Raw genomic sequence first — 23,632 nt, 5'->3', positions numbered from 1 at the left:
CGCCCGCCTGGTCACCCCGCTGGTGGCCGGCGCGGTGCTCAACCCGATCAACTCCACGCTCATCGCCGTCGCGCTCGTGCCGATCGGGCAGAGCTTCGGCGCCGGCCCCGGGCAGACCGCCTGGCTGATCTCGGCCCTCTACCTGGCCACCGCGGTCGGGCAGCCGGTGGTCGGCCTGCTGGTCGACCGCCACGGCGCCCGCCGCGTCCTGCTCGGCGGCGCGAGCCTGGTGATCGTCGCCGGGATCGCGGGCATGATCCCCGTCTCGGTCGGCTGGCTGACCGGTGTGCGCGTCGTCCTGGGCCTGGGCACGTGTGCCGGGTTCCCGGCCGCGATGGCCGTCCTGCGCCACCACGCCGAAGCGCACGGCCAGGGCGTGCCCGCGCGGGTGCTGTCGCTGCTGTCGATGTCCGCCCAGACGGTGATGGTGATCGGCCCCACGCTGGGCGGGCTGCTGATCGGCCTCTTCGGCTGGCCGGCGATCTTCGCGGTGAACATCCCGCTCGCCGGGCTGTCGCTGGTCCTGGCCCTGCTGTGGGTGCCGAAGGACGACCGCGGCGAGCGCACCGCCACCCGGATCGACGTGCTCGGCATCGCCCTGTTCTCCGCGACCCTGCTCGCGCTCCTGTTCTTCCTGATGGACCCCGGCGCCGAGGTCTGGCTGCTCGCCGTCGTCGCCGCCTTCGGGACCGCGTTCACGCTGGTCGAGCTCCGGCGCGACACCCCATTCCTCGACCTGCGGATGCTCGCGGCCAACGGCGCGATCCTGCGGACCTACCTGCGGCAGGCGCTCAGCTTCATGGCCATCTACGCGATCATGTTCGGGTACGTCCAGTGGCTGGAGACCACCCGGCGGCTGTCCGAGGAGGCCGCCGGGCTGATGCTGCTGCCGATGTCGGGCACCGCCGTCTGCGCCGCGGCCTTCTCCGGACGCGGGTCCGGGATCAAGGCGCGGCTGGTCACCGTGGCCGTCGCGCTGGCCGGCGGCTCGGCGCTGCTGCTGCTCGTCCACGACGGCACGTGGGTCGGCGCGCTGCTCGCGCTGGCCGCATTGTTCGGCCTCGCCCAGGGCCTGACCAGCGTCGCGAACCAGACGACGCTCTACCGCGAGGCACCCGCCGAGCAGATGGGCACCGCGAGCGGCCTGTTCCGCACGGCCCAGTACCTCGGCGCGATCGTGGCCTCGACGCTGATCGCGCTCTGCTACGGCCCGCACGCCGACTCCGCCGGCCTGCACCGGCTGGCCGTCGCGCTGGTCGTCATCAGCGGGCTGCTGCTCGTGGTCACCGTCCCCGACCGCGGGCTGCGGGCCGAAAAGGCCTGACCCTCGTGGCGCCGGGCGATCATCGAGGCGCACGATGAACACATGACCCGTGAAGCGCCGGCGCAGGACGTGGACGAAACCCGCCTCGAGGTGGGCAAGCCGAAGGGCTGGGCGGCCGGGATACCGGGTGTCGCCGTGTCGCTCGCGCGCAGCGTCGAGCAGATGGGCACCGGCCGGACGATCAAGGCGCTGCGGCTGCTGAACCAGCGCGAAGGCTTCGACTGCCCCGGCTGCGCGTGGCCGGAACCCCGCGAAGTCGACGGCGAGAAGCGCAAGCTGGCCGAGTTCTGCGAAAACGGCGCCAAAGCCGTCGCCGAGGAGGCCACGAAACGGCGGGTGGGCCGGGACTTCTTCGCCGCCCACCCGATCGCGGACCTCGAAACCAAGACCGACTACTGGCTGGGCCAGCAGGGCCGGATCACCGAGCCGTTCGTGCTGCGCGAAGGCGCGACGCACTACGAACCGATCTCCTGGGACGACGCGTTCGAGCTGGTCGCGGGCGAGCTCAAGGCGCTGACCGAGCCGGACGAAGCGATCTTCTACACCTCCGGCCGCACCAGCAACGAGGCCGCGTTCCTCTACCAGCTGCTGGTGCGCTCCTTCGGCACCAACAACCTGCCGGACTGCTCCAACATGTGCCACGAGTCCTCCGGCGCGGCCCTGGCGGCGACCACCGGCATCGGCAAGGGCTCGGTCAGCCTCGCCGACATCCACCGGGCCGACCTCATCGTCGTCGTCGGGCAGAACCCGGGCACCAACCACCCGCGGATGCTCTCGGCGCTCGAAGAGGCCAAGAGCCGTGGCGCGAAGATCATCGCCGTCAACCCGCTGCCCGAGGCCGGGCTGATGCGGTTCAAGAACCCGCAGAACGTGCGCGGCGTCGTCGGCAAGGGCACCCCGCTGGCCGACGAGTTCGCCCAGGTCCGCCTCGGCGGCGACCTGGCGCTGTTCCAGGCCGTCGGGCACCTGCTGCTGGCCTGGGACGCCGAGGCGCCCGGCGCGATCGTCGACCGCGAGTTCGTCGACCGCGTCACCGAGGGCTTCGACGCCTACGCGAAGCACCTCCAGGAGGTCGACTGGCCGGAGGTCGAGCGCGCGACCGGCCTCCCGCGCGCGCAGATCGAGCGCGTCGCGCGGATGATCGCCTCCTCCGAGCGCACCATCTACTGCTGGGCGATGGGCCTCACGCAGCACAAGCACGCCGTGCCGACGATCTCCGAGATCGCGAACCTCGCCCTGATGCGCGGGATGATCGGCAAGCCGGGCGCGGGCCTGTGCCCGGTGCGCGGGCACTCGAACGTCCAGGGCGACCGGACGATGGGCATCTGGGAAAAGATGCCGCAGTCCTTCCTGGACGCCCTGGCGGGCGAATTCGGCATCGAGGTCCCGCGCAAGCACGGCTTCGACACCGTCGACGCGATCCGCGCGATGCGCGACGGCCGCGGCAAGGTGTTCTTCGCCGTCGGCGGCAACTTCGCGTCGGCGACGCCGGACTCGGAGCTGACCGAGAAGGCACTGCGCTCCTGCTCGCTGACCGTGCACGTGTCGACGAAGCTCAACCGCTCGCACGTCGTGCACGGCCGCACCGCACTGGTCCTGCCGACGCTCGGCCGCACCGAGCGCGACGTCCAGGCCGGCGGCGAGCAGTTCGTCACCGTCGAGGATTCGATGTCGCAGGTGCACACCTCGCGCGGGCGCCTGAAGCCGGCGAGCGAGCACCTGCTCTCGGAGATCGCCATCGTCTGCCGGCTGGCGGAGAAGCTCTTCGGGCCGGGTCACGCCGTGCCGTGGCGCAGCTTCGAGACCGACTACGACCTGATCCGCGACCGGATCTCCCGGGTCGTGCCGGGCTGCCACGACTACAACGCCCGCGTCCGCGAGCCGGACGGCTTCGTGCTGCCGCACGCTCCGCGCGACTCCCGCGAGTTCACCGGGACCGCGAACGGCAAGGGCAACTTCACGGTGTCGGAACTGGAGTACCCGCAGGTCCCCGAGGGCCGGCTGCTGCTGCAGACGATGCGCAGCCACGACCAGTACAACACCACGATCTACGGGCTCTCGGACCGCTACCGCGGGATCGAGAACGCCCGCCGCGTCGTGCTGGTGAACCCGGACGACCTCGCGGCGCTCGGCCTGGCCGACGGGGCGATGGTCGACCTGGTCTCCGAGTGGCGCGACGACCCGGATCGTCGCGCGCCGGCGTTCCGGGTGGTCGCGTACCCGACCGCCCGCGGCTGCGCGGCGGCCTACTTCCCGGAGGCGAACGCGCTGGTGCCGCTGGACTCGGTGGCCGACAAGTCGAACACGCCGGTGTCGAAGGCGATCGTCGTGCGGCTCGAACCGGTCCGGGCCGAACCTCAGCCCTGATAGTTCCGCTGCAGCGTGCCGGTCATGTCCGTGACCACGGCCTGCACGTTGTCCAGCGTCGCGGGCGGGATCAGCGCGGCCTCGGTCCCGCCGTCGGCGATGGCCAGGCCCAGCACGACGTTCCCGGTCCGGACGGCGGCCCACTGCTCGGAGAAGCCGGACTCGTCGCCGACGCCGGTGGCGAGCCGGACACCCGAGTGGTCGCCGAGCGCGTCGGTCATCAGCTGGCTCGCCTTGGTGGCGGCCTCGTCCGGATCGGACTGCGTGAACCGCACCACCGCGATCGTCACGAGCCGGTAGTCCTGCAGGTTGGGCTTGCCGCCGCCGAGGTCGCGCGCGAACAGCCGGCGGCAGGTGGTGACCTCGTTGCCCTCGCTGGCGTGGTCGGCGGGGATGACCTTGGACTCGGCGAGCTTCACCGAGTCGACCGGGATCTCGACGGTTCCGGGCGCGAGCTGCTGCTCCGCGTTCGGCCCGGGCAGCCGGCAGGCGTCTATCGCACCCGGGTAGTGCACCGAAGCGGACGCCGACTGGCACCCGGCACAAAGAACGGCTGAAGCGAGGACGGGCAAGATCCACCCACCCCGGGCGACACTGCTGCGCATAAATCCCGGACTTTCCGTATTCCCTGAAATCGATTTTCCAAGATCGCCCACCGATCGGGTGAACTTTCGACCGCCCACGCGGTCCTGCCCGCGCCGACGGTCAACGCACCCTGCCTCACCAGGGCGGCAGCGTCAAGACCACTGACCCGGGTGGTCCACCGTGGTCCGGTCGGGACGATCCTCGCGGGAATTCCCCGCGCATTTCCGGGATTCGACGGAAAATCCGGAACTCCGCCGTCGATCAATTCACCCGCCGGTCAGAAGACGCAAACGACGCCGTTCGACGTGATCGGCTCGTCCGCGGCGCCCGCGGGAGCGCCGCCGCCGGCGGACACGCCGGGCCCGGAGTAGACCGACCCGAGCACCACCTCGATGTGCCCGGCCGGCACCGACGCGGACTGCTGCGTCGTCAGCCCGCCCAGCAGCTTCGCCACCTCCGCGCCGCGCTCGGCCAGGGCGGGACCGAAGCGGACCAGCGACGTCCGCCGGGACTCCGAGTTGCCGGCCGCGCGCGAGGTGAACCCCTTGTCGTGCAGGACCCCCGCCACGCGGGTCGCGAGCCCCGCCTTCGGGCCGGCGTTGGAGACGTCGACGGTGACCGAGGCGGCCGGGGCAGCCGGCGTGGAAGGCGGGCCGGACGCCGCCGGGGCCGCGCCGCCGATCAGGTTCGCCGCGAAGGCCTTCACCGCCGCGGGGTCGACCTGCACCGCCGTCGCCTTGGGATTCGCCGGGTCGTAGCGGTAGTCGACGTTGCCGACCGGGATCGTCGCGAACTGGATCCCGCCGCCGCTGACCCCGCGCATCTGCCCGACGAAGTCGAGGAGGTTCCACGAGTCGTCCAGCACCACCGAGCGCTTCACCGCGTCGATCAGGTCCGACAGCTTCCCCGGATCGGCCAGCGTGCCCGCCGAGAGCACCTGCCTGGCCAGCCCGGCGAGGAACACCTGCTGGCGCCGGACGCGGGCGAGGTCGGTGCCCGGGAGGCCGTCGCGCTGCCGGACGAAGGCGAGCGCGTCCGCGCCCGCGACGCGCTGCGGCCCGGCCTGGAAGTCCGCGCCCGAGTTCTTGTCCTTGGTGGCTTCCTTCAGACAGACCTCGACACCGCCGATGGCCTTGCTGATCTCGTAGAAGCTGAGCAGATTGACCTCGGCGAAGTGGTCGATCTTCACCCCGGTGAGGTCCTCGACCGCCTGGCGCGTCGCCCGCCGCCCGGCGGTGAGCGCGCCCTGGTTGATCTTCGCCTTGTCGGTCTCGCCCGCCCGGCGGAGCCGCCCCGCTTCGGCCGCTTTGGCCCGCCCGAACGCGGCGTTGATCTTGCCCTTGCCGCCCGCCATCGAGACGTAGCTGTCCCGGGGGATGGAAAACGCTTTCACCTCTTTGGTGCCGTTCGGGATCCGCAGCACGATCAGGGTGTCGGTGAGGTCGTCGCCGTTGGCGCCGGCCCGCAGCTCGCGCAGCACCTCCGGCGCCAGCGGCTTGCCCTGGTTGTCCTCGCGCGCGTCCCGGCCGACCAGGAGGATGTCGAGCGAGCCGTCGGCGGGCTGTTCCCCCGGCTTCGTCTCGCCGTCCGCGTCGATCACGCTGTCGCGCGTCACCTCGTCGAGGGCGCGGAGGTTCGTGTAGCCGTACGCGGTACCGCCCAGCACGACGAGGGCCAGCCCGGCGACGACGATCTTCCCCAGTGGATGCACGCCCCCTGGACGCCTGGGCACCGGGAACCGCTGCACGAGTGAGACCCGGGTCACATCCGCAGGTGCGAGGCTCCGTTGAGGTCGAGGATCGCGCCGGACGCCCAAGTTGCTTCGGCCGAGGCCAGGTAGACGACGGCCGCGGCGACCTCCTCGGGCGTGCCGACCCGCCCGAACGGGCTCTGCGCGCGCAGGGCGTCGTCGATCCGATCGGCGACGCGCTCGGTGGCGGTGAAGCCGGGCGCCACCGACGTCACGGAGATGCCGTGGGGTGCGAGGGAGACGGCGAGCGACTGGCCGAACGCGTGCAGCGCGGCCTTGCTGGCGCCGTACGCGGGGTGGTCCGGCTCGCCCTTGAAAGCTCCACGCGACCCGATGTTGACGATCCGGCCGGGCGCGCCGCGCCCGATGAGGTGCCGGGCGACGCAGTAGCTGAGGTTCGCGGCGCCGACGAGGTTGACGTCGACGGTGCGCCGCCAGATCCGCTGCCAGTCCGCATAGGACACTCCGGCGACCGGGTGCGCGGTCTCGGCCGACGTCGCGACGGCGGCGTTGTTGACCAGCACGTCGACCCCGCCGAGCCCGGCTTCGGCGGCGTCGGCGATGCGCCGCGCGGCCTCCGGGTCGGCGAGGTCGCCGCCGACCAGCACGTGCCCTTCACCGGGGAGCGCTTTCAAGGTCTCTTCGGCGTCCGCGACTCGATGTCCATAGTGGACGGCGAGCCGGTCGCCGCGGGCCGCGAACGCCCTGGCCACGGCGCGCCCGATGCCGCGGGACGCGCCGGTGACCAGTACTCCCCTGCTCATCCGAACAGCTGGACCAGCTTCAGGAACAGCTGGTACACCCCGTACCCGAAGGGGATCACCACCCACGCCCAGGCCAGCACGATCAGCGGCACCCGGTTGGGCTTCGTCGTCGGTTCGGTCATCACGCGTCACTCCTCACGGCCTCGCGGACCGGCTCGTGGTACTTCTCCTTGACCGGGCGCACCAGCTCGTTGGCCACGAAGCCGACCACGAGCAGGCCGATCATGATGTAGAACGACGTCGTGTACAGGTCCGGGCCGGACTTGTGCGCCGCCTTCTCGCCGTCGGCGATGCGGTTGACGATCAGCGGGCCGAGCACACCGGCCACCGACCACGCGGTGAGCAGGCGGCCGTGGATCGCGCCCACCTGGTAGGTGCCGAAGAGGTCCTTCAGGTACGCCGGAACGGTCGCGAACCCGCCGCCGTAGAACGACAGGATCACCATGGCGCACAGGATGAACACGAGCTTCGACGAGTTCTGCGTCAGCGCGATCACCAGGTACAGCACCGCACCGAAGCCAAGGTAGGTGCGGTAGATGTTCTTGCGGCCGACCAGGTCCGAAGTGGACGACCAGACGAACCGGCCGAGCATGTTGCACAGCGACAGCAGCGCGACGAACCCGGCCGCCGCGGCCACGCCCACCGGCGTCGAGGTGCCCTTGAAGAAGTCCTGGATCATCGGCGACGCCTTCTCCAGGATGCCGATTCCCGCCGTGACGTTGAAGCACAGGACGACCCACAGGCACCAGAACTGCGGCGTCTTGATCGCGTTGGCGGCCGAGACGTTCGCCGTGCTGATCATCGCCTTGCCGTGGTCGGTCTTCGGCTCCCAGCCCGCCGGCTTCCAGTCGTCGGCCGGCACCCGCACGAGCAGCCAGCCCATCGACATGAACGCCGCGTAGACGAGGCCGTGGATCAGGAACGCCGTCGCGATGGTGCTCGTCGTCGGCGCGGTGCCCAGCATCGACGACGACCACGGCGAGGCGATCAGCGCACCGCCGCCGAAGCCCATGATCGCGATGCCGGTGGCCATGCCCGGCCGGTCCGGGAACCACTTGATCAGCGTCGACACCGGGGAGATGTAGCCGATGCCGAGCCCGATGCCGCCGACACCGCCGTAGCCGAGGACGACCAGCCAGAACTGCCCGGTCGCCACGCCGAGCGCGGAAATGAGGAATCCGCTGGCGAAGCAGCACATCGACACGAACATCGCCCAGCGCGGGCCGTTCTTTTCGACGAGCGTGCCGCCGAACGCGGCGGAGAGCCCCAGCATGACGATGCCGAGCTGGAACGGCAGCGAGCTCTGCGTGCCGTTGAGGTGCAGCGTCTTCTCGAGCGGGGTCTTGAACACGCTCCACGCGTAGGCCTGCCCGATCGACAGGTGTACCGACAGGGCCGCCGGCGGCACCAGCCAGCGCGTCCAGCTGGGGGGTGCCACGATCCGGGATCGGTCCAGGAAGCCGAGAGCCATCGGTTCCCTCCGTATTCTGGGGATGATGGTGGGAATGTATTACTAAATACCCGGTGTTGCACCATACGAGTGTCGAACTTTCGGGCAGCGAAGGGTGTGCTGATGGGCAGGGTGACCGTGCGCAGGCCGGTGCGGCGGATCTCCGCGACCGGGGACCGGCGCCGCCTCGACGCGCTGGCGGCCGAAGAGCCTCTGGAGCTGCGGGTCGGCGGGCGGGCGCTGGCGGTCACCATGCGCACCCCCGGCCACGACGTCGAGCTGGCCCACGGCTTCCTGCTGTCCGAGGGGGTGATCGGCGGCCGCGAGGACATCGCGGTCGCCCGCTACTGCGACGGCGTCGACGACCAGGGCCGCAACACCTACAACGTGCTGGACATCGCGCTGGCCGACGGTGTCCCGCCACCCGACACCGGCGTCGAGCGCAACTTCTACACCACCTCGTCGTGCGGCGTCTGCGGCAAGGCCGCGCTCGACGCGGTCAAGCTCCGCACCCGCTTCGCCCCCGCCGAGGCGGCGTTCGCGGTGAAGAGCGAGACGTTGTCCGGCCTGCCGGACGCGCTGCGCGCCCGCCAGAAGGTGTTCGCCAGCACCGGCGGCCTGCACGCGGCGGCCCTGTTCACCCCGGACGGCGAACTCGCCGTCGTCCGCGAGGACGTCGGCCGGCACAACGCGGTGGACAAGGTGCTGGGCTGGGCGGTCCTCGACGGCCGGATCCCGGCGCCCGGCCTCGGCCTGCTGGTGTCCGGGCGCGCGTCGTTCGAGCTGGTCCAGAAGGCCGCGATGGCGGGCATCGGCCTGCTGGCCGCGGTCTCGGCACCGTCGTCACTGGCGGTGGAGCTGGCCGAGGAGAACGGCATCACCCTGATCGGCTTCCTCCGCGGCGACTCGATGAACCTCTACACCGGCGACCACCGGATCCTGACCTAGACCGAGGCGACCCAGTTGCCGTGGAAGCCGTTGGGCACGCGGTCCGGCAGGTGGATCGCGGCCACCGTCTCCAGCGTGCCGGCGTCCAGGATCGTCAGGTCGCTGCGCTGCGTCGCCGGGTCGAACACGAAGCCCATCAGGACGCCGTCGTCCTCCGCCGCGTCGTCGTGGCGGGGCACGAACACGAACTCGCCCGGCTGGCGGCCGGCACCGAACGCGCGCTCGGCCCGCGCGCCGGTGTGGAAGTCGTGCTTGTACAGCGAGCCGGCGGGGTCCGCGCCGCCGTCGGCCGCCATCGCGTAGCCGTAGCGGTGGCGGCGGCCGATCAGGCGCTCGTCCACGCGCGGGAACTCCTGGCCGCGGTCGTCCAGGCGCTCCTCCAGCACCTTGCCCGTGGTCAGGTCCACGGTCCAGCGGTCCAGCGTCGGGCCGCCCTCGTCGGGGCCGTTCAGCCCGCGGTCGAACATCTTGGGGTGGCGGACGACGTCGAGCACGATGCTGTCGCCGTCGTCGTAGGCGTTGAGCGGGTGGAAGACGTAGCACGGCTCGACGTCGAACCAGCGGACGTCCCCGTTGCCGCCTTCGCGCGGCATCACGCCGATCCGCGCCGGGTACTTCGGGTTCCAGCGGTAGGGAAGGCCGCCGTTCGCGCCGAGCTTGCCGGCCATCATCGCGGTGACCGGGTCCGGCACGCGGACCTTGCCGACCATGGCCGAGACCACCAGCTTCGCCGGCGTGCGCAGCGCGGCCGGCACACTGGCGGCGACCGCCATCTCGGCGTTGAACGTCACCGGCAGGTCGTAGAAGACGACGTGCTTCTCGGTCAGCGAGAAGTCGTGCATCATCGGCGACCCGGTGACCTCGACGTCGACCGTGCGGCGGGCGCGGCCGGCCGCGTCGATCACCGAGTACTGGACCTTGTTCCCCATGCCGAAGAAGTACGAGACGGCGTGCAGCTCGCCGGTGCACGGGTCGCGCTTGGGGTGGGCGGTGTAGCCGCCGGGGAGCGTGCCGTCGAAGTCGCAGCGGCCGGCGGTGTCGAGCTCGTCGGTCAGCTCGTAGATCGGCGCGCCCGCCTCGACCAGGGCGAGGGTCTTGCCCGCGTGGCCGATGACGTTGGTGTTCGCGCCGAGCGCGCCCAGCCCGCAGAACCGGCTCGTGTCTTCGCCGTTCAGCGCCGCCGTGACGGCGGGGTTGCGGACCCACCGGTTGCGGTACCACTCGGCCTTCCCGTCGCGCAGGCGCACGCCGTGGACCATGCCGTCGCCCATGAACCAGTGGTAGGCCGCCGGATCGACCTCGGAGAGCGGGTTCGGGCCGTTGCGCAGGTACCGGCCGTCGAGGAACTCCGGGATCCGCCCGGTGACGTCGAGCCCGGTGATCGTGTGCTCCTGGCTGACCGGAGCGAAGTTGCCTTCGAGGAACTTGTTGCCCATGGGACCCTCACGCCTTCCATAACTCGGTTATAGAACCAGGTATAACAGGGTTATGAGATACTGGCAAGCATGAGCCCCAAACCGCGCGCGACCGAAATCAAAACTCGGCTCGTCGAGGCCGCCATCCGGTTGCTCGACGAGAACGGCCCCGACGCCCTCCAGGCCCGCAAGCTGGCGGCGGAGGTCGGCGTCTCGACGATGGCGGTCTACACGCACTTCGGTGGCATGGCCGCGCTGGTCGACGCGGTCGCGCAGGCCGGCTACCTGCGCCTTTCGGGGTGGCTGGCCGGGGTCGGGGAGACCGGCGACCCGGTGGCGGACATCTTCAGCCTGGCCCGCACCTACCGCCAGGCGGTCGCCGAGCAGCCCCAGCTGTTCGCGGTGACGTTCGGCCAGACCTCACCCGGCGGCAAGCGGGCGACGCTGTCCGACCTCACCACCGCCGCCGGCCGCGAAGCCGCTCAGGAGGGACTGGAGGCCTTCGCGCACATCGTCCGGGCGACCGAGCGGGCCATCGCGGCCGGCCGGTTCCGGCCGGCGGACGAGTACCAGGCCGCCGCCCAGCTCTGGAGTGCGCTGCACGGATTCGTCACACTGGAGGCGTCGGGGCACTTCGGCCCCGGTGAACAGGGCATAGACCACATTTTGATCCCCCTCGGGATCACCATGGCGGTGGGTCTCGGGGACACTGTGGAGGAGGCCGGGCGCTCGGCCGAGGCCGCGCGGGCGGCTTGGCGGGCGAGGACCGGAAACGCCGGGCAGGGTGAGAACGAATAACCCGGTGAACGGGGACGCCGGGGAACGCGGAGCGGGTGCGCGGCGTCCTTGATGAGGGGGCAGGGGGATGGAGACAGGGTGAACGAGCAAAACGGGGACGCGGAACCGGGCGGGGCGGTCGTCGAGGCGGTCCAGGGGGCCCGGCGGTGGCTCAGCCGCCGGTCGGTGCTGATCGCGGGCGCGTCCGGGCTGGCCGTGACCGGGCTGGCCGTCGGCACCGCGACCGGCAAGCTGCCGTTCAGCCAGGCCCTGCAGCGGACGGTCGGCGTGACGTCGTCGAACCCGACGACCCAGCTGGGCAGCACGCGCGTCGAGCGCGTCTACTCCGCCGCGCGCGGCCGGATGGTCGACCTGGTGTTCATCCTGCCGTCGAAGACCCCGCCGAAGGGGCTGCCGATGTCGCTCGCGCTGCACGGCCTGCACGGCAACGCCCGCAGCGCGGTACCCACCGGCACGCTCAAGCAGCTCGCCAGCGACGTCGCCCGCAAGGCGGTCCCGGCGTTCGGCTTCGTGGCCGTCGACGGCGGCGACAACTACTGGCACCAGGTCCACCCCGGCGACGACCCGATGGCCATGCTGCTGGAGGAGGTCCCGCAGTGGCTGCGGGCCCGCGGCTTCGCCGGCCCGGCCGGGCAGCCGTTCGCCTGCACGGGCATGTCGATGGGCGGGTTCGGCGCGCTGGTGTACACGCGCCGCCGGATCGAGCGGCGCCAGCCGCCCGCCGCCGTCGCGACGCTGGCCCCGGCGCTGATCACGTCGTGGCCGGAGATGGCGAAACGGCACATCTTCACCGGCATCCAGGACTGGACGGCCCTCGACCCGCTGCGGCACATCGACGAGACCAAGAGCGTGGCCAACGGCATCTGGTGCGGCACGGAGGACTCGTTCATCACCGGCGTCCGCCGCTACATCGACGCGGCCCACCCGGCGGTCGCGCACACCGCCCACGGCAAGCACGGCGACCCGTTCAACCGCACGGTGGTGCCCAGCCTGATCAGCTTCCTCGGCAAGCACGTCCCCCGCGCCGACTGACCCGTACCCGGAGGGTCGGGTCGCGTACCCAGCCGGTCGGTTCGCGTACCCGGAGGGTCGGTTCGCCGGCCGACCCTCCAGGGACGCAGGCCGACCTTCCAGATACGCAGGCCGACCCTCCGGGTACGGGGTCAGCGGGTGAAGTGGATGCGGGTGGTCGTGCGGCCCGGGACCCAGTACGTGCGGACCAGGTCGGCCAGGCGGTTGACCAGCAGCAGGCCGCGGCCGCCCAGGGTGGTCGCCGCGGGTGGGATGCGGCCGGCCAGTGGCTCGGCGATCGTGCCGTCGTCGCTGACCTCGCCGACCACCTGCGACGCCTCCGCCCACAGCCGCAGCACGCCGGTGCCGCCGCCGTAGAGCACGCTGTTCGTCGTCAGCTCGGCGATCGCCAGCGCGAAGTCGTCGCGGCGGGGGCGGCGCAGGCCGTGCCGGGCCGCCCAGATCTCCGAGAAGCCGCGTAGCGACGCCAGCTGCCCGATGTCGAACCGGCGCTCGACCGCACCCCGTGGTGGCTCGAGCGGCCGTGTGAAGTCCGCGCGGACGCCGTCGGGGTCGAAGCGCGGGCTGGTGAACGGCCCGGCCAGGCCCCACAGCTCCGGGTGGGTCCGCTCGGCGTCGGCCAGGACCGCCGGCGGCAGCTCCCCGACGTCGTACGGGCAGAGCACCGCCAGGTCACGCCCGGCGAAGGCGTTGTTGATGAGGGCTTCGTGCACCACGCACGCCGGGTACTCCGAGTCCGTGCGGGCGGCCCAGATCGGCTCGCCCACGATGCGCACCGGGCCGGCGTGCTCGCCGGCGAACGCGTGCAGCACCGACGGCAGGATGGCACCGGGGTTGCGGCCCGCCCGCTGCATGTCGATCAGGCGGACGTCGCCGGCCCGGTCTTCCAGGGCCTTCTCGATCAGCAGCAGATTGCGGCCGGGGACGGCGACGGCCGCGGGCTCACCCCGGTCGAGACCTTCGAGGAGGAACGGGATGACACCGTCCAGATACTCGGTGTCGCCGCGATAGAAGAGTGCGGGATGCCGGAACGGTCTGAGGGCATCTACCACAGCAGTTTCATACCCGACCGGCGAGCTCTTCAAACCCTACGGACGTCGGGAATTCACTCCACCCAGCGGCCGACGACGGCGATCAGCCAGAAGCCGACGATGGTCGCCAGTGCGAACAGCAGGACCCAGTTGAACAGCCGACGCCGCTCGGTCACCCCGCGGGCCTGCCGCAGCCCGTACGCCGCTACGACGAACAACGGCACCGGGATCAGCGGCAACGGCGAGAGCCGGGACACGACGGCGACGACGCACGTACCGGTGAACACGGCCAGCATGCCCATCAGCACCCGGTGCAGCCACGGGCACCGCTCGGCGACGGACGCGATCACGCGCTCGCTCAGCTCACGAAACCCCAGGACCGGACCGGCCGGGGTGGTCCTGGCGGGTTCCGGGGCCGGCGGCGCCGGCGCTTGCACGCCGCCGGCGGGAGCGGCCCCGGAACCCGGGAAGGAGTCAGCAGTCATTCAGCTTTCCTGTCGGGTCTCCGGGCCGGGCGGCCCGGAGACGCCCGGCGTCAGGCCGACTTCTCGCCGCGCTCGCTGCGCGCGCGCCGCGTCGGCTGCCGGGCGACGATCGTCGGGTTCACGTTCTCCCGGACGGTCTGCTCGGTGATGACGACCTTCGCCACGTCGTCGCGGCTCGGGATGTCGTACATCACCGGCTGGAGCACTTCTTCCATGATCGCCCGCAGCCCGCGAGCACCGGTCCCGCGCAGGACCGCCTGGTCGGCGATGGCCTCGAGCGCGGTCTTGGTGAACTCGAGCTCGACGTTGTCCATCTCGAAGAGCTTCTTGTACTGCTTCACCAGGGCGTTGCGGGGCTGGGTGAGGATGTTGACCAGCGAGTCCTTGTCCAGGTGGTTCACCGTCGCCACGACCGGGAGCCGGCCGATGAACTCCGGGATCAGCCCGAACTTGATCAGGTCCTCGGGCATGGTGTCCGAGAAGACGTCGCTCTCCTCGATCTCGGACTTGGTGCGGATCTCCGCACCGAAGCCGAGGCCACGCTTGCCGACCCGCTCGTTGATGATCTTCTCCAGTCCGGCGAACGCGCCGGCCACGATGAACAGCACGTTCGTCGTGTCGATCTGGATGAACTCCTGGTGCGGGTGCTTGCGGCCGCCCTGCGGCGGGACCGAAGCGGTGGTGCCCTCGAGGATCTTCAGCAGCGCCTGCTGGACACCCTCGCCGGAGACGTCCCGGGTGATCGACGGGTTCTCGCTCTTGCGGGCGATCTTGTCGACCTCGTCGATGTAGATGATCCCGGTCTCGGCCCGCTTGACGTCGTAGTCCGCCGCCTGGATGAGCTTGAGCAGGATGTTTTCGACGTCCTCGCCGACGTAGCCCGCTTCGGTCAGCGCCGTGGCGTCCGCGATGGCGAACGGCACGTTGAGCAGCTTCGCGAGCGTCTGCGCCAGGTAGGTCTTGCCGCACCCGGTGGGACCGAGCATCAGGATGTTCGACTTGGCGAGCTCGACCGACTCCTCCTTGGAGTCCTTCGGGCCGGCCTTGTCGTCCGCCTGGATCCGCTTGTAGTGGTTGTAGACCGCCACCGCCAGCGTCCGCTTGGCGTCTTCCTGACCGATGATGTACTGCTCGAGGAACTCGTGGATGTCGGCGGGCTTGGGCAGCTCGTCGAGCTTGACGTCGCCGGCCTCGGCCAGCTCCTCCTCGATGATCTCATTGCAGAGGTCGATGCACTCATCGCAGATGTAGACCCCGGGGCCGGCAATGAGCTTCTTCACCTGCTTCTGGCTCTTCCCGCAGAAAGAACACTTCAGCAGGTCTCCGCCGTCACCGATCCGTGCCATGGCCGTTGACCTCGTCCCCTCCGGCGCGGGTTTCCGCGCCTGACGTGTGTTGCGACGGTGCGACCCCCGGTCAGGGGTGACCGAGCGGAGCCTCACGCATTGCCACTGACGGTACCCGTCCGATGCCGCGGGCGGGAACACCCATGAACCCGGGGAGCACGTCAGAGGACGACCCTAAACCAGGATGCCGGTGTATGTCGTCTTCTCGACACACACCGGCCTGGCGGATCCGGCTACAGAGCCGAGGCCTTGCGGTACGGCAGCACCTCGTCGATGATGCCGTACGTCTTGGCCTCCTCGGCCGTCAGGATCTTGTCGCGCTCGATGTCGGTCCGGATCTGGTCCGGGTCCTTGTTCGTGTGCTTGGCCAGGATGACCTCCATCTGGCGCCGCACCCGCTGGATCTCGTTGGCCTGGATCTCCAGGTCGGAGACCTGGCCGTAGGTGCCCTCGGTGGCCGGCTGGTGGATCAGCACGCGCGAGTTCGGCAGCGCGTAGCGCTTGCCCGGCGTGCCGGCCGCCAGCAGCACCGCGGCGGCCGAAGCGGCCTGGCCGAGGCAGTACGTCTGGATGTCCGGGCGGACGAACTGCATGGTGTCGTAGATCGCCATCAGCGAGGTGAACGAGCCACCCGGCGAGTTGATGTAGACCAGGATGTCGCGGTCCGGGTCCTCGTGCTCGAGGTGCAGCAGCTGGGCCATCACGTCGTTGGCCGACGCGTCGTCCACCTGCACGCCGAGGAAGATGACCCGCTCTTCGTACAGCTTGTTGTACGGGTTCGACTCCTTGACGCCGTAGCTGGTGCGCTCGACGTAGGACGGCAGGATGTACCGCGACTGGGGGATGTTCGGAGCCCGGAAGTCATCACCCGGGAGCCTGAAGTTGCTCATCGAAAGTCTCCTTGGTGCTGCGGGCTCAGCGGGAGCCCGGACGGGCGATGTCGGCGGTGAGGACGTGGTCCACGAAGCCGTAGTCCTTCGCCTCCTGCGCGGTGAACCAGCGGTCGCGGTCGCCGTCCTTGATGATCTGCTCGACCGTCTGGCCGGTCTGGTCCGCGGTGATCTGCGCCAGTTCGCGCTTCCACTTGTTGAACAGATCCGCCTGGATGGCGATGTCCGACGCCGTGCCGCCGACGCCGGCCGAGGGCTGGTGCATCAGGATGCGGGCGTGCGGGAGCGCGTAGCGCTTGCCCGGCGTGCCCGAGGAGAGCAGGAACTGCCCCATCGAGGCCGCCATGCCCATCGCGTAGGTCGCCACGTCCGGGCGGATCAGCTGCATGGTGTCGTAGATGGCGAACCCGGCGGTGACCGAGCCACCCGGCGAGTTGATGTAGAAGCGGATGTCGGACTCGGCGTCGTCCGCGTCGAGCAGCAACAGCTGCGCGGTGATCCGGTTGGCGATCTCGTCGTTGACCTCGGAACCGAGGACGACGATGCGCTCCTGGAGCAACCGCTCGAACACCGAGTCGGTGAGGGTGAGCCCTGCGGTACCGGTCCGCGCCTCGGGCGTGTGCTGCGTCACGTCTGCCTGCCTTTTCGCCGGCGGCGACCCGGTGCTGACGGCCGCCGCTGTCGTTTCAGATGCTTGAGATCTTGTATCCGACCCTAACGAACTTGGGCGGTGCAGAATGCCTGACACCGCCCAAGTTCGCTCACAGCTTCACTCCGCCGGAGTCTTGGCCGTTTCGTCGGTGACCGGCGTCTCCTCGGTGGCCACGTCGGCGGGCGGCTCGTCGCTGCCGAACAGCTCCGAGAGGTCCACCTCGGCGCCGGAGCCGTCGGTCACGGTCGTCTTCCGGACGACCGAGGCGAGGGCCTTGCCGCGGCGGACGTCGGCGTAGATCGCGGTCAGCTGGCCCGACTGCTGGGCGCGCTGGACGTACTCGTCCGGGCTGATCCCGAAGCGCTGGGCCTGGTAGATGATCCGCTCGGTGAGCTCGCCGTCGTTGACCGACACCTCTTCCTTGTCGGCGATGGTGTCGAGCAGCAGCTGCGTGCGGACGGCCTTCTCCGACTCGGTGCGGGTCTCCGCGTCGAACTCCTCGAGCGTGCGGCCCTCGGCCTCGAGGGCCTGCGCGAACTGGGCCTCGTCGTGGTCGAACGGGTGGATCGCGTCGTGCTTGCGGTTCTCGATCTCGGCGTCGAGCACCTTCTCCGGGATCGGCACCTCGGTGCGCTCCAGGAGCTCGTCGAGCACCTTGTCGCGGGCCTGGACGCCCTGCTGCATCTTCTTGACGCGGCCGAGCCGCTCGCGCAGGTCGTTCTTGAGCTCGTCGATCGTGTCGAACTCGCTCGCCATCTGGGCGAATTCGTCGTCGGCCTCGGGCAGCTCGCGCTGCTTGACCGACTGGACCGTCACGGTCACCTCGGCGTCCTTGCCGGCGTGCTCACCGGCGACGAGCTGGGTGGTGAACGTCTTGGTCTCGCCGGCGTTCGCGCCCACGATGGCCTCGTCGATGCCGTCGACGAGCTGGCCGGAGCCGATCTCGTAGGACAGCCCGCTGGTGCTCGCCTCCTCGACGGCCTCGCCGTCGACGGTGGCGGCCAGGTCGATCGAGACGAAGTCGCCGGTCTCGGCCGGGCGCTCGACGCCGGTCAGCGTGCCGAAGCGGGCGCGCAGCTCGTCGAGCTGCTCGTCGACCTCCGCGTCGGTCAGCTCGACGTCGTCGACGGTGATCGCGAAGCCGTCCATGTCGGGCAGCTCGATCTCCGGGCGCACGTCGACCTCGGCGGTGAACTCGAGCACGTCGCGGTCCTCGAGCTTGGTCACGTCGAACTCGGGGTTGCCGAGCGTGCGGACCTCGTTGGCGCGGACGGCCTCGATGTACTTGGCCGGGATGGCCTCGTTGACGACCTCGTCGAGCACCGGGCCACGCCCGATCCGGCTTTCCAGGACGCGAGCGGGCGCCTTGCCGGGCCGGAAGCCCGGGATGCGCACCTGCTGGGCGATCTTGCGGTAGGCGCGGTCGAAGTTCGGCTTCAACTCGTCGAACGGCACCTCGACATTGATCTTGACTCGCGTCGGGCTCAGCTGCTCGACGGTGCTCTTCAAGGTCTTCTCCTCGAGCGGTAACGATTGTGGTGGACAATCCTGCGGAAATGGCCCCGCCTCACCTGTCAGGCCGGGACGTCCGAGTCTAGGCCAGTGGCCTCCGCCACCGGGCCGGGGGCCACCTGCGGCGTCAGGCGCCCAGCATCCGGCCGATCACCCAGCGCATCTGGCCGGTCGCGTGCGCCACCGACCCGCTCGGCTGCACGAGGTGGGAGAGCAGCAGCCGGACGATGGCCTCGACCGCGACCGTCCACTCCGACAGGGTCAGCCCGGCCTCCGGGTAGCACCGGGCGAACAGGACCGCCACGGTGTCGACCGAGCGCTCGAGCACGCCCTCGGGGCGGGTGGTCAGCAGCGGGAGGAAGTCGTCCCGGCCGCCCTTCGGGCAGCCCAGCGCGATCAGCAGCAGCGGGTTGACCCGGGCGGCTTCGAGGGTCTGGCGGAACGCGGCGGTGACGCCGTCGACGGGACGGCCCGGGTGGGCGGCGACGACCTCGCCCACCCGCTCGGCGAAGCGCTCGGTTTCGCGCAGCAGCAACGCTTCGGCCAGTTCGGCCTTCGAGCCGAGTTCGTTGTAGACGGTCTGCCTGCTGACGCCGACGTCCGCGGCCAGCTTGCCCATCGTCACCGCGGCCCAGCCCTCGCCGGCGATGAGGGCGGCCGCCGCGTCCAGCAGCCGGTCCCGGGTGCGCGCCGGGGCGGGATGGGTGACAGCCTTCACATGCTCAGCTTACCCACCGCTTGCGTTCGGCTGGCCGGGACCTTTTTTCGAAGCGTGGCGCAACGTTTACAAACCCCGGCGGGTTGTCTACGGTGACTCCCGCCTCGCCAGGAGCTTCTCGACCGAGGAGACCGCTCGATGCCCGTCGTCGATACCCCGCCGCGCGGCTCCCGGACGTCCGGATCCTCCCCGTCGGGGCCGGTGGACGCCGCGCCGGCCCCGCGCTCGGTGCCCTCGCCCCGCATCCCGCTGCCCCGACTGTCGGTGCCGACGCTCTTGTTGTTCGCCGGCGGTGCCGCGCTGTGGGTCACCTCGACCTGGCTGCTGCTGGCCGGAATCGCGCCGCCGGTGTACACCGTGCCCCTGCACGCGATCGTCACCTTCACGATGTTCACCGTGGTGCACGAATCCGCCCACCACGCCGCAGGGAAGCTGACATGGGTCAACGAGGTGCTCGGCCGGCTGGCGATGCCGTTCGTCGCGGCGTACGCCTCGTTCCCGCTGCTCCGGTTCATCCACAGTGAACACCACCGCAACACGAACGCGGACTCGCATACGGATCCCGACGCGTGGACGTCGCAGGGAGCCTGGTGGTCGCTGCCGTTCCGCTGGCTCACCATCGACCTCTGGTACGCGCGCTTCTACACCGCCCGCGTGCGCACCCGCCCGGCGCCGGAGCGGGCGGAGACGGTCGTGCTGCTGTCGCTGGCGTTCGTCGCGGCCGCGGTGCTGATCGCCTGCGGGCACGGCCGGGAACTGCTGCTGGGGTACCTGCTGCCGCAGCGGATCGGGCTGGCCCTGCTGGCGTGGTGGTTCGACTGGCTGCCCCACCACGGCCTCCCCGAGGCGAAGCCGCGCGACAAGTTCGGCACCACGCGGGTGCGGGTGGGGCTGGAGTGGCTGGTGACGCCGATGATGCTGTTCCAGAACTACCACCTGGTGCACCACCTCCACCCCGCCGTGCCGTTCTACCGCTACCTGCGGGCGTGGCGGGACAACCGGGACGCGTACCTGGCCCGCGACGTCCCGATCATCACGGCGTGGGGCCGGGAGCTGACACCGGCGGAGTACCGCGCGTGGCGGCGGCTGGCCGACGACTTCGGCGACCACGAGCCGTGCCCCGAGCCGCCCCCGCGCGGCCCCAGCCGGTTCCACCGGCTGCGGGTCCGGGAGGTCCGGCCGCTGACCGCGGACGCCGTCGCGATCACCTTCGACGTCCCGCCGCAGCTGGCGCCGGAGTTCCGGTTCGCGCCGGGTCAGCACGTGGCGGTCCGCGCGGTGGTCGACGGCCAGGCCGTGCGGCGGACGTACTCGATCTGCGCGCCGGCGGACTCGGGCGAGCTGCGCATCGCGGTGAAGCGGCGGGCCGGCGGGGCGTTCTCCGGCTTCGCGACCACGAGGCTGGCCGCGGGCGACTTCCTCGACGTCCTGCCACCCTCCGGCGCGTTCACGCTCACCCCCGATCCGGCGCGGACCGCGCACTACGTCGCGCTGGCCGCGGGCAGCGGCATCACGCCGGTGCTGTCCATCCTGGTCAGCACCCTCACCGCGGAGCCGCACAGCCGGGCGACGCTGCTGTACGTCAACACCTCGGGCGCGACGACGTTGTTCGCGGCGGAGCTGAGCGCGCTCGCCGAAGGGTTCGGCGGCCGGCTGCACGTCGTCCACTACCGAACCGACGAGCGCGACCCGGACCTGCACGTGCACCGGCCGCGGCACTTCGACGCCGTCGGCGAGGCGCTCGCCATCTCCCACGAGCGCTACCAGCGCGGGCGGCTCGACGGGACGCGGCTGCGCGCGCTGCTGCAGAACCGGCTGCACCCGGCGAAGGTCGACGAGTGGTTCCTGTGCGGGCCGCGCGGCCTGACGGAACTGGCCCGCCGCACCCTGGCCGACGCGGACGTCCCGGAGGAGAACGTCCACTTCGAACTCTTCCGCGGCGCGGCGCCCCTGCGCGACCCGGCGGGCACGCCGGCGAAGGTGGCGCTGACGCTGGGCGGCACGACGACGTGCGTCACGGCCGAAGCCGGGGAGACGGTCCTGGACGCGGCGTTGCGGGCCGGGTACGAGGTGCCGTACTCGTGCACCGGCGGCGCGTGCGGCACCTGCCGGGCGACGCTGCTGCACGGCCAGGTGGACATGGACGTCCGGTACGCGCTGACCGAGGACGACGTCGCGGCGAGCCGGATCCTGACGTGCCGCTCCCGCGCGACCACCCCGGAGGTCGCGGTCGACTACGACCGCCGCTGACCTCCGGAGCCGCCGGCGGGGTCAGCCGGTCCGGGTCGGGGCGCCGGAGGGCGGTGTCCCCTGGCCGCCGCCCGGCGCCTGGCCTTGGCCGCCCGCCTCGCCGTCCGTCACCGAGGTCGCCGTCGCCGTGCTGCCGGACTCCGTGGCCACCACCGTGACCGTGTCGCCCGTCGCCAGGCCGGTCGCCTGGGCCGACGTGATCGTGTACGTCTTCGAAAAGCCGTCGTCGCTCTTCGCGGTCAGGGACGTCGCGCTCAGCTCCGTCACCTCGCCCGTCTGCATGATCTTCGTGACGTAGCCGCCGTTGCCGTCGGACGACACGTACTCACCGTGCAGCGCCGCGCCCAGACCGCCGCCGCCCGGCATGCCGCCGGGGCCGCCCGTCATACCGCCCGGTCCGGCCTGGGTGTCGGTGGCCGCCGACGACGAAGCGGCCCAGACCGCCGCTCCCCCGCCGGCCACGATCACCACCGCGACGGCGCCCGCCGCGATCTTCTTGCCCGGCGACCAGCCCGGCTGGGGGGCCTGGTCCGGTGCCGGCGTCGCGCCCCACGTCTGGTCCGGAGTGGACGGTGCCTGTGGTGTGGTCATGGTGGTGCTCCTTCACGTGGTCCTTCGGTGCGATCCACGGTGGAGCCCCTCGCTGTGTGCGCACTGTGCCTGTCGTCAGCCGTTCCTGTGACCGGAGGAACCGGACATCGGCGACGGGCCGGTCACCCCACAGCCGCCTCACAGGCAGCACACAACCCGCACACACGGCACGGACGGACGCTGGTTCCATGGCCGCGCGAACCATCCCGTCCCGCCCCCGCCGGGGGCGCCTTTCGCTGCGCGCGAAGCTGACCGGCTCGGTGGTCGTGCTGCTCACCGTGGTGTGCCTGATCATCGGGGTGGTCAGCGAGTTCGCGCTCGACGTGTTCCTCACCCGCCAGATCGACCAGCAGCTCTCGGCCGCGGCGAACCGCTCGCTGGTCTTCGCGAGCAACGTCCGGCCGCCGGACGGCGGTCCGCCGCCGGAGAGCCTGGGCCAGCACCCGCTCGGGCAGAACGTCGGCACGGTGAGCGCCACCTTCTCGGGCCGGCGGCTCGTCCACGACGACAGCATCTCCGAGCACGGCGGCCGGCTCGAACTGAGCGCGGACCAGCAGACCCTCATGCTCTCGGTGCCCACCGACGGCGAGCCGCACACGCTGTCCTTCGACGACCTCGGCGAGTACCGCCTGATGGCGCTGCGGGTTCCCGGGACGTCCGATGTCGTGGTGACCGGCCTGCCGATGAAGCCGGTCAACGACACCCTGCTCACCGTCGGGCTGATCCTGTTCGGCGTGGCCGCCGCGGGCGTGCTCGGGGCGGCCGTCCTCGGTGCGTTCGCGGTCCGCCGCACGCTGCGCCCGCTCGACCGCGTCGCGGCGACCGCGGGCCGCGTCAGCGAGCTGCCGCTCGACCGCGGCCAGGTGGCGCTGTCCATCCGCGTCCCGGAGGGCGACACCGACCCGCGGACCGAGGTCGGCCAGGTCGGCTCGGCGCTGAACCTGATGCTCGGCCACGTCGCCCAGGCCCTCGAAGCGCGGCACGGCAGCGAACTCCGGGCCCGGCAGTTCGTCGCGGACGCCAGCCACGAGCTGCGCACGCCGCTGGCCGCGATCCGCGGGTACGCCGAGCTGGCCGCCCGCGGCAGCGCGCTGGTGCCGCCGGACGTCGCGCACTCGATGGACCGGATCCAGTCCGAGTCCGTCCGGATGACGGCGCTGGTCGAGGACCTGCTGCTGCTCGCCCGGCTCGACGCGGGCCGTCCCCTGGACGCGCGCGACGTCGACCTCACCAGGCTGGTCGCCGACGCGGTCGGGGACGCCCGGGTCGCCGGGCCCGGGCACCGGTGGCTGCTCGAGCTGCCGCCGGACCCGGTGCTCGTGTTCGGCGACGTCCAGCGCCTGCACCAGGTGCTGGCGAACCTGCTGGCCAACGCCCGCACGCACACCCCGCCGGGCACCACGGTGGTGACGGCGCTGGCCCGCTCGGCTGACGGCAGCGCGGTGCTCACGGTGACCGACGACGGCCCCGGCATCGCGCCGGACCTGCTGCCGGACGTCTTCGAGCGGTTCGCCCGCGGTGACTCGTCGCGCTCCCGCCACGCCGGCAGCACCGGGCTCGGGATGGCGATCGCCTCCGCCGTCGTCGTCGCCCACCACGGCTCGATCGAGGCGCACAGCCGGCCCGGGCGGACGGAGTTCGCGGTGCGGCTCCCCGTGGCCGTGCCCGCACAGCGCGTGCACAGGCTCGGCACAACCCGGCCCCAGCTGGACACCGCAAGCTGA

21 protein-coding genes are annotated in these 23,632 nt (G+C 71.3%); 7 read left to right on the top strand and 14 right to left on the bottom strand.

Annotation, left to right across the window (positions count from 1 at the left end; all coding sequences use genetic code 11):
* Positions 1–22 precede the first annotated feature (22 nt).
* On the top strand, positions 23–1,324 hold the full coding sequence (locus tag AB0M30_RS24780) for an MFS transporter (RefSeq protein ID WP_364587743.1): 1,302 nt from the start codon (positions 23–25) through the stop codon (positions 1,322–1,324).
* Positions 1,325–1,366: 42 nt separating this feature from the next.
* Complete coding sequence (locus AB0M30_RS24775) at positions 1,367–3,691, top strand: FdhF/YdeP family oxidoreductase (protein ID WP_364587740.1); 2,325 nt, start codon at positions 1,367–1,369, stop codon at positions 3,689–3,691.
* Here AB0M30_RS24775 and AB0M30_RS24770 read toward each other — a convergent pair.
* The 5 genes from AB0M30_RS24770 to AB0M30_RS24750 all read right to left on the bottom strand — a co-directional run bounded on the left by AB0M30_RS24770 (position 3,682) and on the right by AB0M30_RS24750 (position 8,261).
* Entirely contained in the window at positions 3,682–4,206 is a 525-nt protein-coding gene (locus AB0M30_RS24770; RefSeq protein ID WP_364587737.1) for a hypothetical protein, read from the bottom strand. The genes AB0M30_RS24775 and AB0M30_RS24770 overlap by 10 nt on opposite strands.
* A gap of 347 nt (positions 4,207–4,553) precedes the next feature.
* Positions 4,554–5,987 (bottom strand): LCP family protein, encoded by a 1,434-nt coding sequence (locus AB0M30_RS24765; protein WP_364587734.1) that lies wholly within the window; start codon positions 5,985–5,987, stop codon positions 4,554–4,556.
* A 50-nt stretch (positions 5,988–6,037) separates the two neighbouring features.
* Entirely contained in the window at positions 6,038–6,790 is a 753-nt protein-coding gene (locus tag AB0M30_RS24760) for an SDR family oxidoreductase (protein WP_364587731.1), read from the bottom strand.
* Positions 6,787–6,915, bottom strand: a complete 129-nt coding sequence (locus tag AB0M30_RS24755; protein ID WP_364588075.1) for a hypothetical protein — start codon at positions 6,913–6,915, stop codon at positions 6,787–6,789. Before AB0M30_RS24755 ends, AB0M30_RS24760 begins: the two co-directional genes overlap by 4 nt.
* Positions 6,912–8,261, bottom strand: coding sequence for an OFA family MFS transporter (locus AB0M30_RS24750; protein WP_364587728.1), 1,350 nt, complete (start codon positions 8,259–8,261; stop codon positions 6,912–6,914). The genes AB0M30_RS24755 and AB0M30_RS24750 overlap by 4 nt, the downstream gene beginning before the upstream one ends.
* Positions 8,262–8,363: 102 nt before the next feature.
* On the opposite strand from AB0M30_RS24750, the gene fdhD reads away from it, so the two are divergent.
* Complete coding sequence (gene fdhD / locus AB0M30_RS24745; RefSeq protein WP_364587725.1) at positions 8,364–9,188, top strand: formate dehydrogenase accessory sulfurtransferase FdhD; 825 nt, start codon at positions 8,364–8,366, stop codon at positions 9,186–9,188.
* Here the strand turns inward: fdhD and AB0M30_RS24740 are convergent.
* Positions 9,185–10,624 carry a carotenoid oxygenase family protein gene (locus tag AB0M30_RS24740; protein ID WP_364587723.1) on the bottom strand — a complete coding sequence of 480 codons (1,440 nt, stop codon included), beginning with the start codon at positions 10,622–10,624 and terminating at the stop codon, positions 9,185–9,187. The genes fdhD and AB0M30_RS24740 overlap by 4 nt on opposite strands.
* A 69-nt stretch (positions 10,625–10,693) precedes the next feature.
* Between AB0M30_RS24740 and AB0M30_RS24735 the strand changes: the two genes are divergently transcribed.
* Positions 10,694–11,401, top strand: a complete 708-nt coding sequence (locus AB0M30_RS24735) for a TetR/AcrR family transcriptional regulator (protein WP_364587720.1) — start codon at positions 10,694–10,696, stop codon at positions 11,399–11,401.
* Positions 11,402–11,479: 78 nt separating this feature from the next.
* The gene (locus AB0M30_RS24730; RefSeq protein ID WP_364587717.1) at positions 11,480–12,433 is read left to right on the top strand and encodes an alpha/beta hydrolase-fold protein; all 954 of its coding nucleotides are present in this window, start codon (positions 11,480–11,482) and stop codon (positions 12,431–12,433) included.
* 131 nt (positions 12,434–12,564) lie between these two features.
* Here AB0M30_RS24730 and AB0M30_RS24725 read toward each other — a convergent pair whose 3' ends face one another.
* The 7 genes from AB0M30_RS24725 to AB0M30_RS24695 form a co-directional block, all read right to left on the bottom strand.
* Positions 12,565–13,485 (bottom strand): anti-sigma factor RsbA family regulatory protein, encoded by a 921-nt coding sequence (locus tag AB0M30_RS24725; RefSeq protein ID WP_364587714.1) that lies wholly within the window; start codon positions 13,483–13,485, stop codon positions 12,565–12,567.
* Positions 13,486–13,538: 53 nt separating this feature from the next.
* Entirely contained in the window at positions 13,539–13,949 is a 411-nt protein-coding gene (locus AB0M30_RS24720; RefSeq protein ID WP_364587711.1) for a hypothetical protein, read from the bottom strand.
* A gap of 50 nt (positions 13,950–13,999) precedes the next feature.
* Positions 14,000–15,295: an ATP-dependent Clp protease ATP-binding subunit ClpX gene (gene clpX, locus AB0M30_RS24715; protein ID WP_004562779.1), complete on the bottom strand. Its 1,296-nt coding sequence runs from the start codon at positions 15,293–15,295 to the stop codon at positions 14,000–14,002.
* Between the two features lie 233 nt (positions 15,296–15,528).
* Positions 15,529–16,185 (bottom strand): ATP-dependent Clp protease proteolytic subunit, encoded by a 657-nt coding sequence (locus tag AB0M30_RS24710; RefSeq protein WP_364587708.1) that lies wholly within the window; start codon positions 16,183–16,185, stop codon positions 15,529–15,531.
* A 25-nt stretch (positions 16,186–16,210) separates the two neighbouring features.
* Positions 16,211–16,816, bottom strand: coding sequence for an ATP-dependent Clp protease proteolytic subunit (locus AB0M30_RS24705; RefSeq protein WP_013228512.1), 606 nt, complete (start codon positions 16,814–16,816; stop codon positions 16,211–16,213).
* Between the two features lie 138 nt (positions 16,817–16,954).
* On the bottom strand, positions 16,955–18,346 hold the full coding sequence (gene tig, locus AB0M30_RS24700) for a trigger factor (protein ID WP_364587705.1): 1,392 nt from the start codon (positions 18,344–18,346) through the stop codon (positions 16,955–16,957).
* A gap of 130 nt (positions 18,347–18,476) precedes the next feature.
* Positions 18,477–19,067, bottom strand: a complete 591-nt coding sequence (locus AB0M30_RS24695) for a TetR family transcriptional regulator (RefSeq protein WP_364587702.1) — start codon at positions 19,065–19,067, stop codon at positions 18,477–18,479.
* Positions 19,068–19,205: 138 nt separating this feature from the next.
* On the opposite strand from AB0M30_RS24695, the gene AB0M30_RS24690 reads away from it, so the two are divergent.
* Positions 19,206–21,317, top strand: coding sequence for a fatty acid desaturase (locus AB0M30_RS24690; protein WP_364587698.1), 2,112 nt, complete (start codon positions 19,206–19,208; stop codon positions 21,315–21,317).
* Positions 21,318–21,338: 21 nt separating this feature from the next.
* Here AB0M30_RS24690 and AB0M30_RS24685 read toward each other — a convergent pair whose 3' ends face one another.
* Positions 21,339–21,908 (bottom strand): hypothetical protein, encoded by a 570-nt coding sequence (locus tag AB0M30_RS24685; protein ID WP_364587695.1) that lies wholly within the window; start codon positions 21,906–21,908, stop codon positions 21,339–21,341.
* A 188-nt stretch (positions 21,909–22,096) separates the two neighbouring features.
* Here AB0M30_RS24685 and AB0M30_RS24680 point away from each other — a divergent pair, with 188 nt between their 5' ends.
* The gene (locus AB0M30_RS24680; protein WP_364587692.1) at positions 22,097–23,632 is read left to right on the top strand and encodes an ATP-binding protein; all 1,536 of its coding nucleotides are present in this window, start codon (positions 22,097–22,099) and stop codon (positions 23,630–23,632) included.

The sequence above is a fragment of the Amycolatopsis sp. NPDC051716 genome (assembly GCF_040681595.1).
Lineage (GTDB): Bacteria > Actinomycetota > Actinomycetes > Mycobacteriales > Pseudonocardiaceae > Amycolatopsis.
The sequence above is the reverse complement of the archived record's forward strand: the minus strand, read 5'-3'. Positions and strand labels throughout refer to the sequence as shown.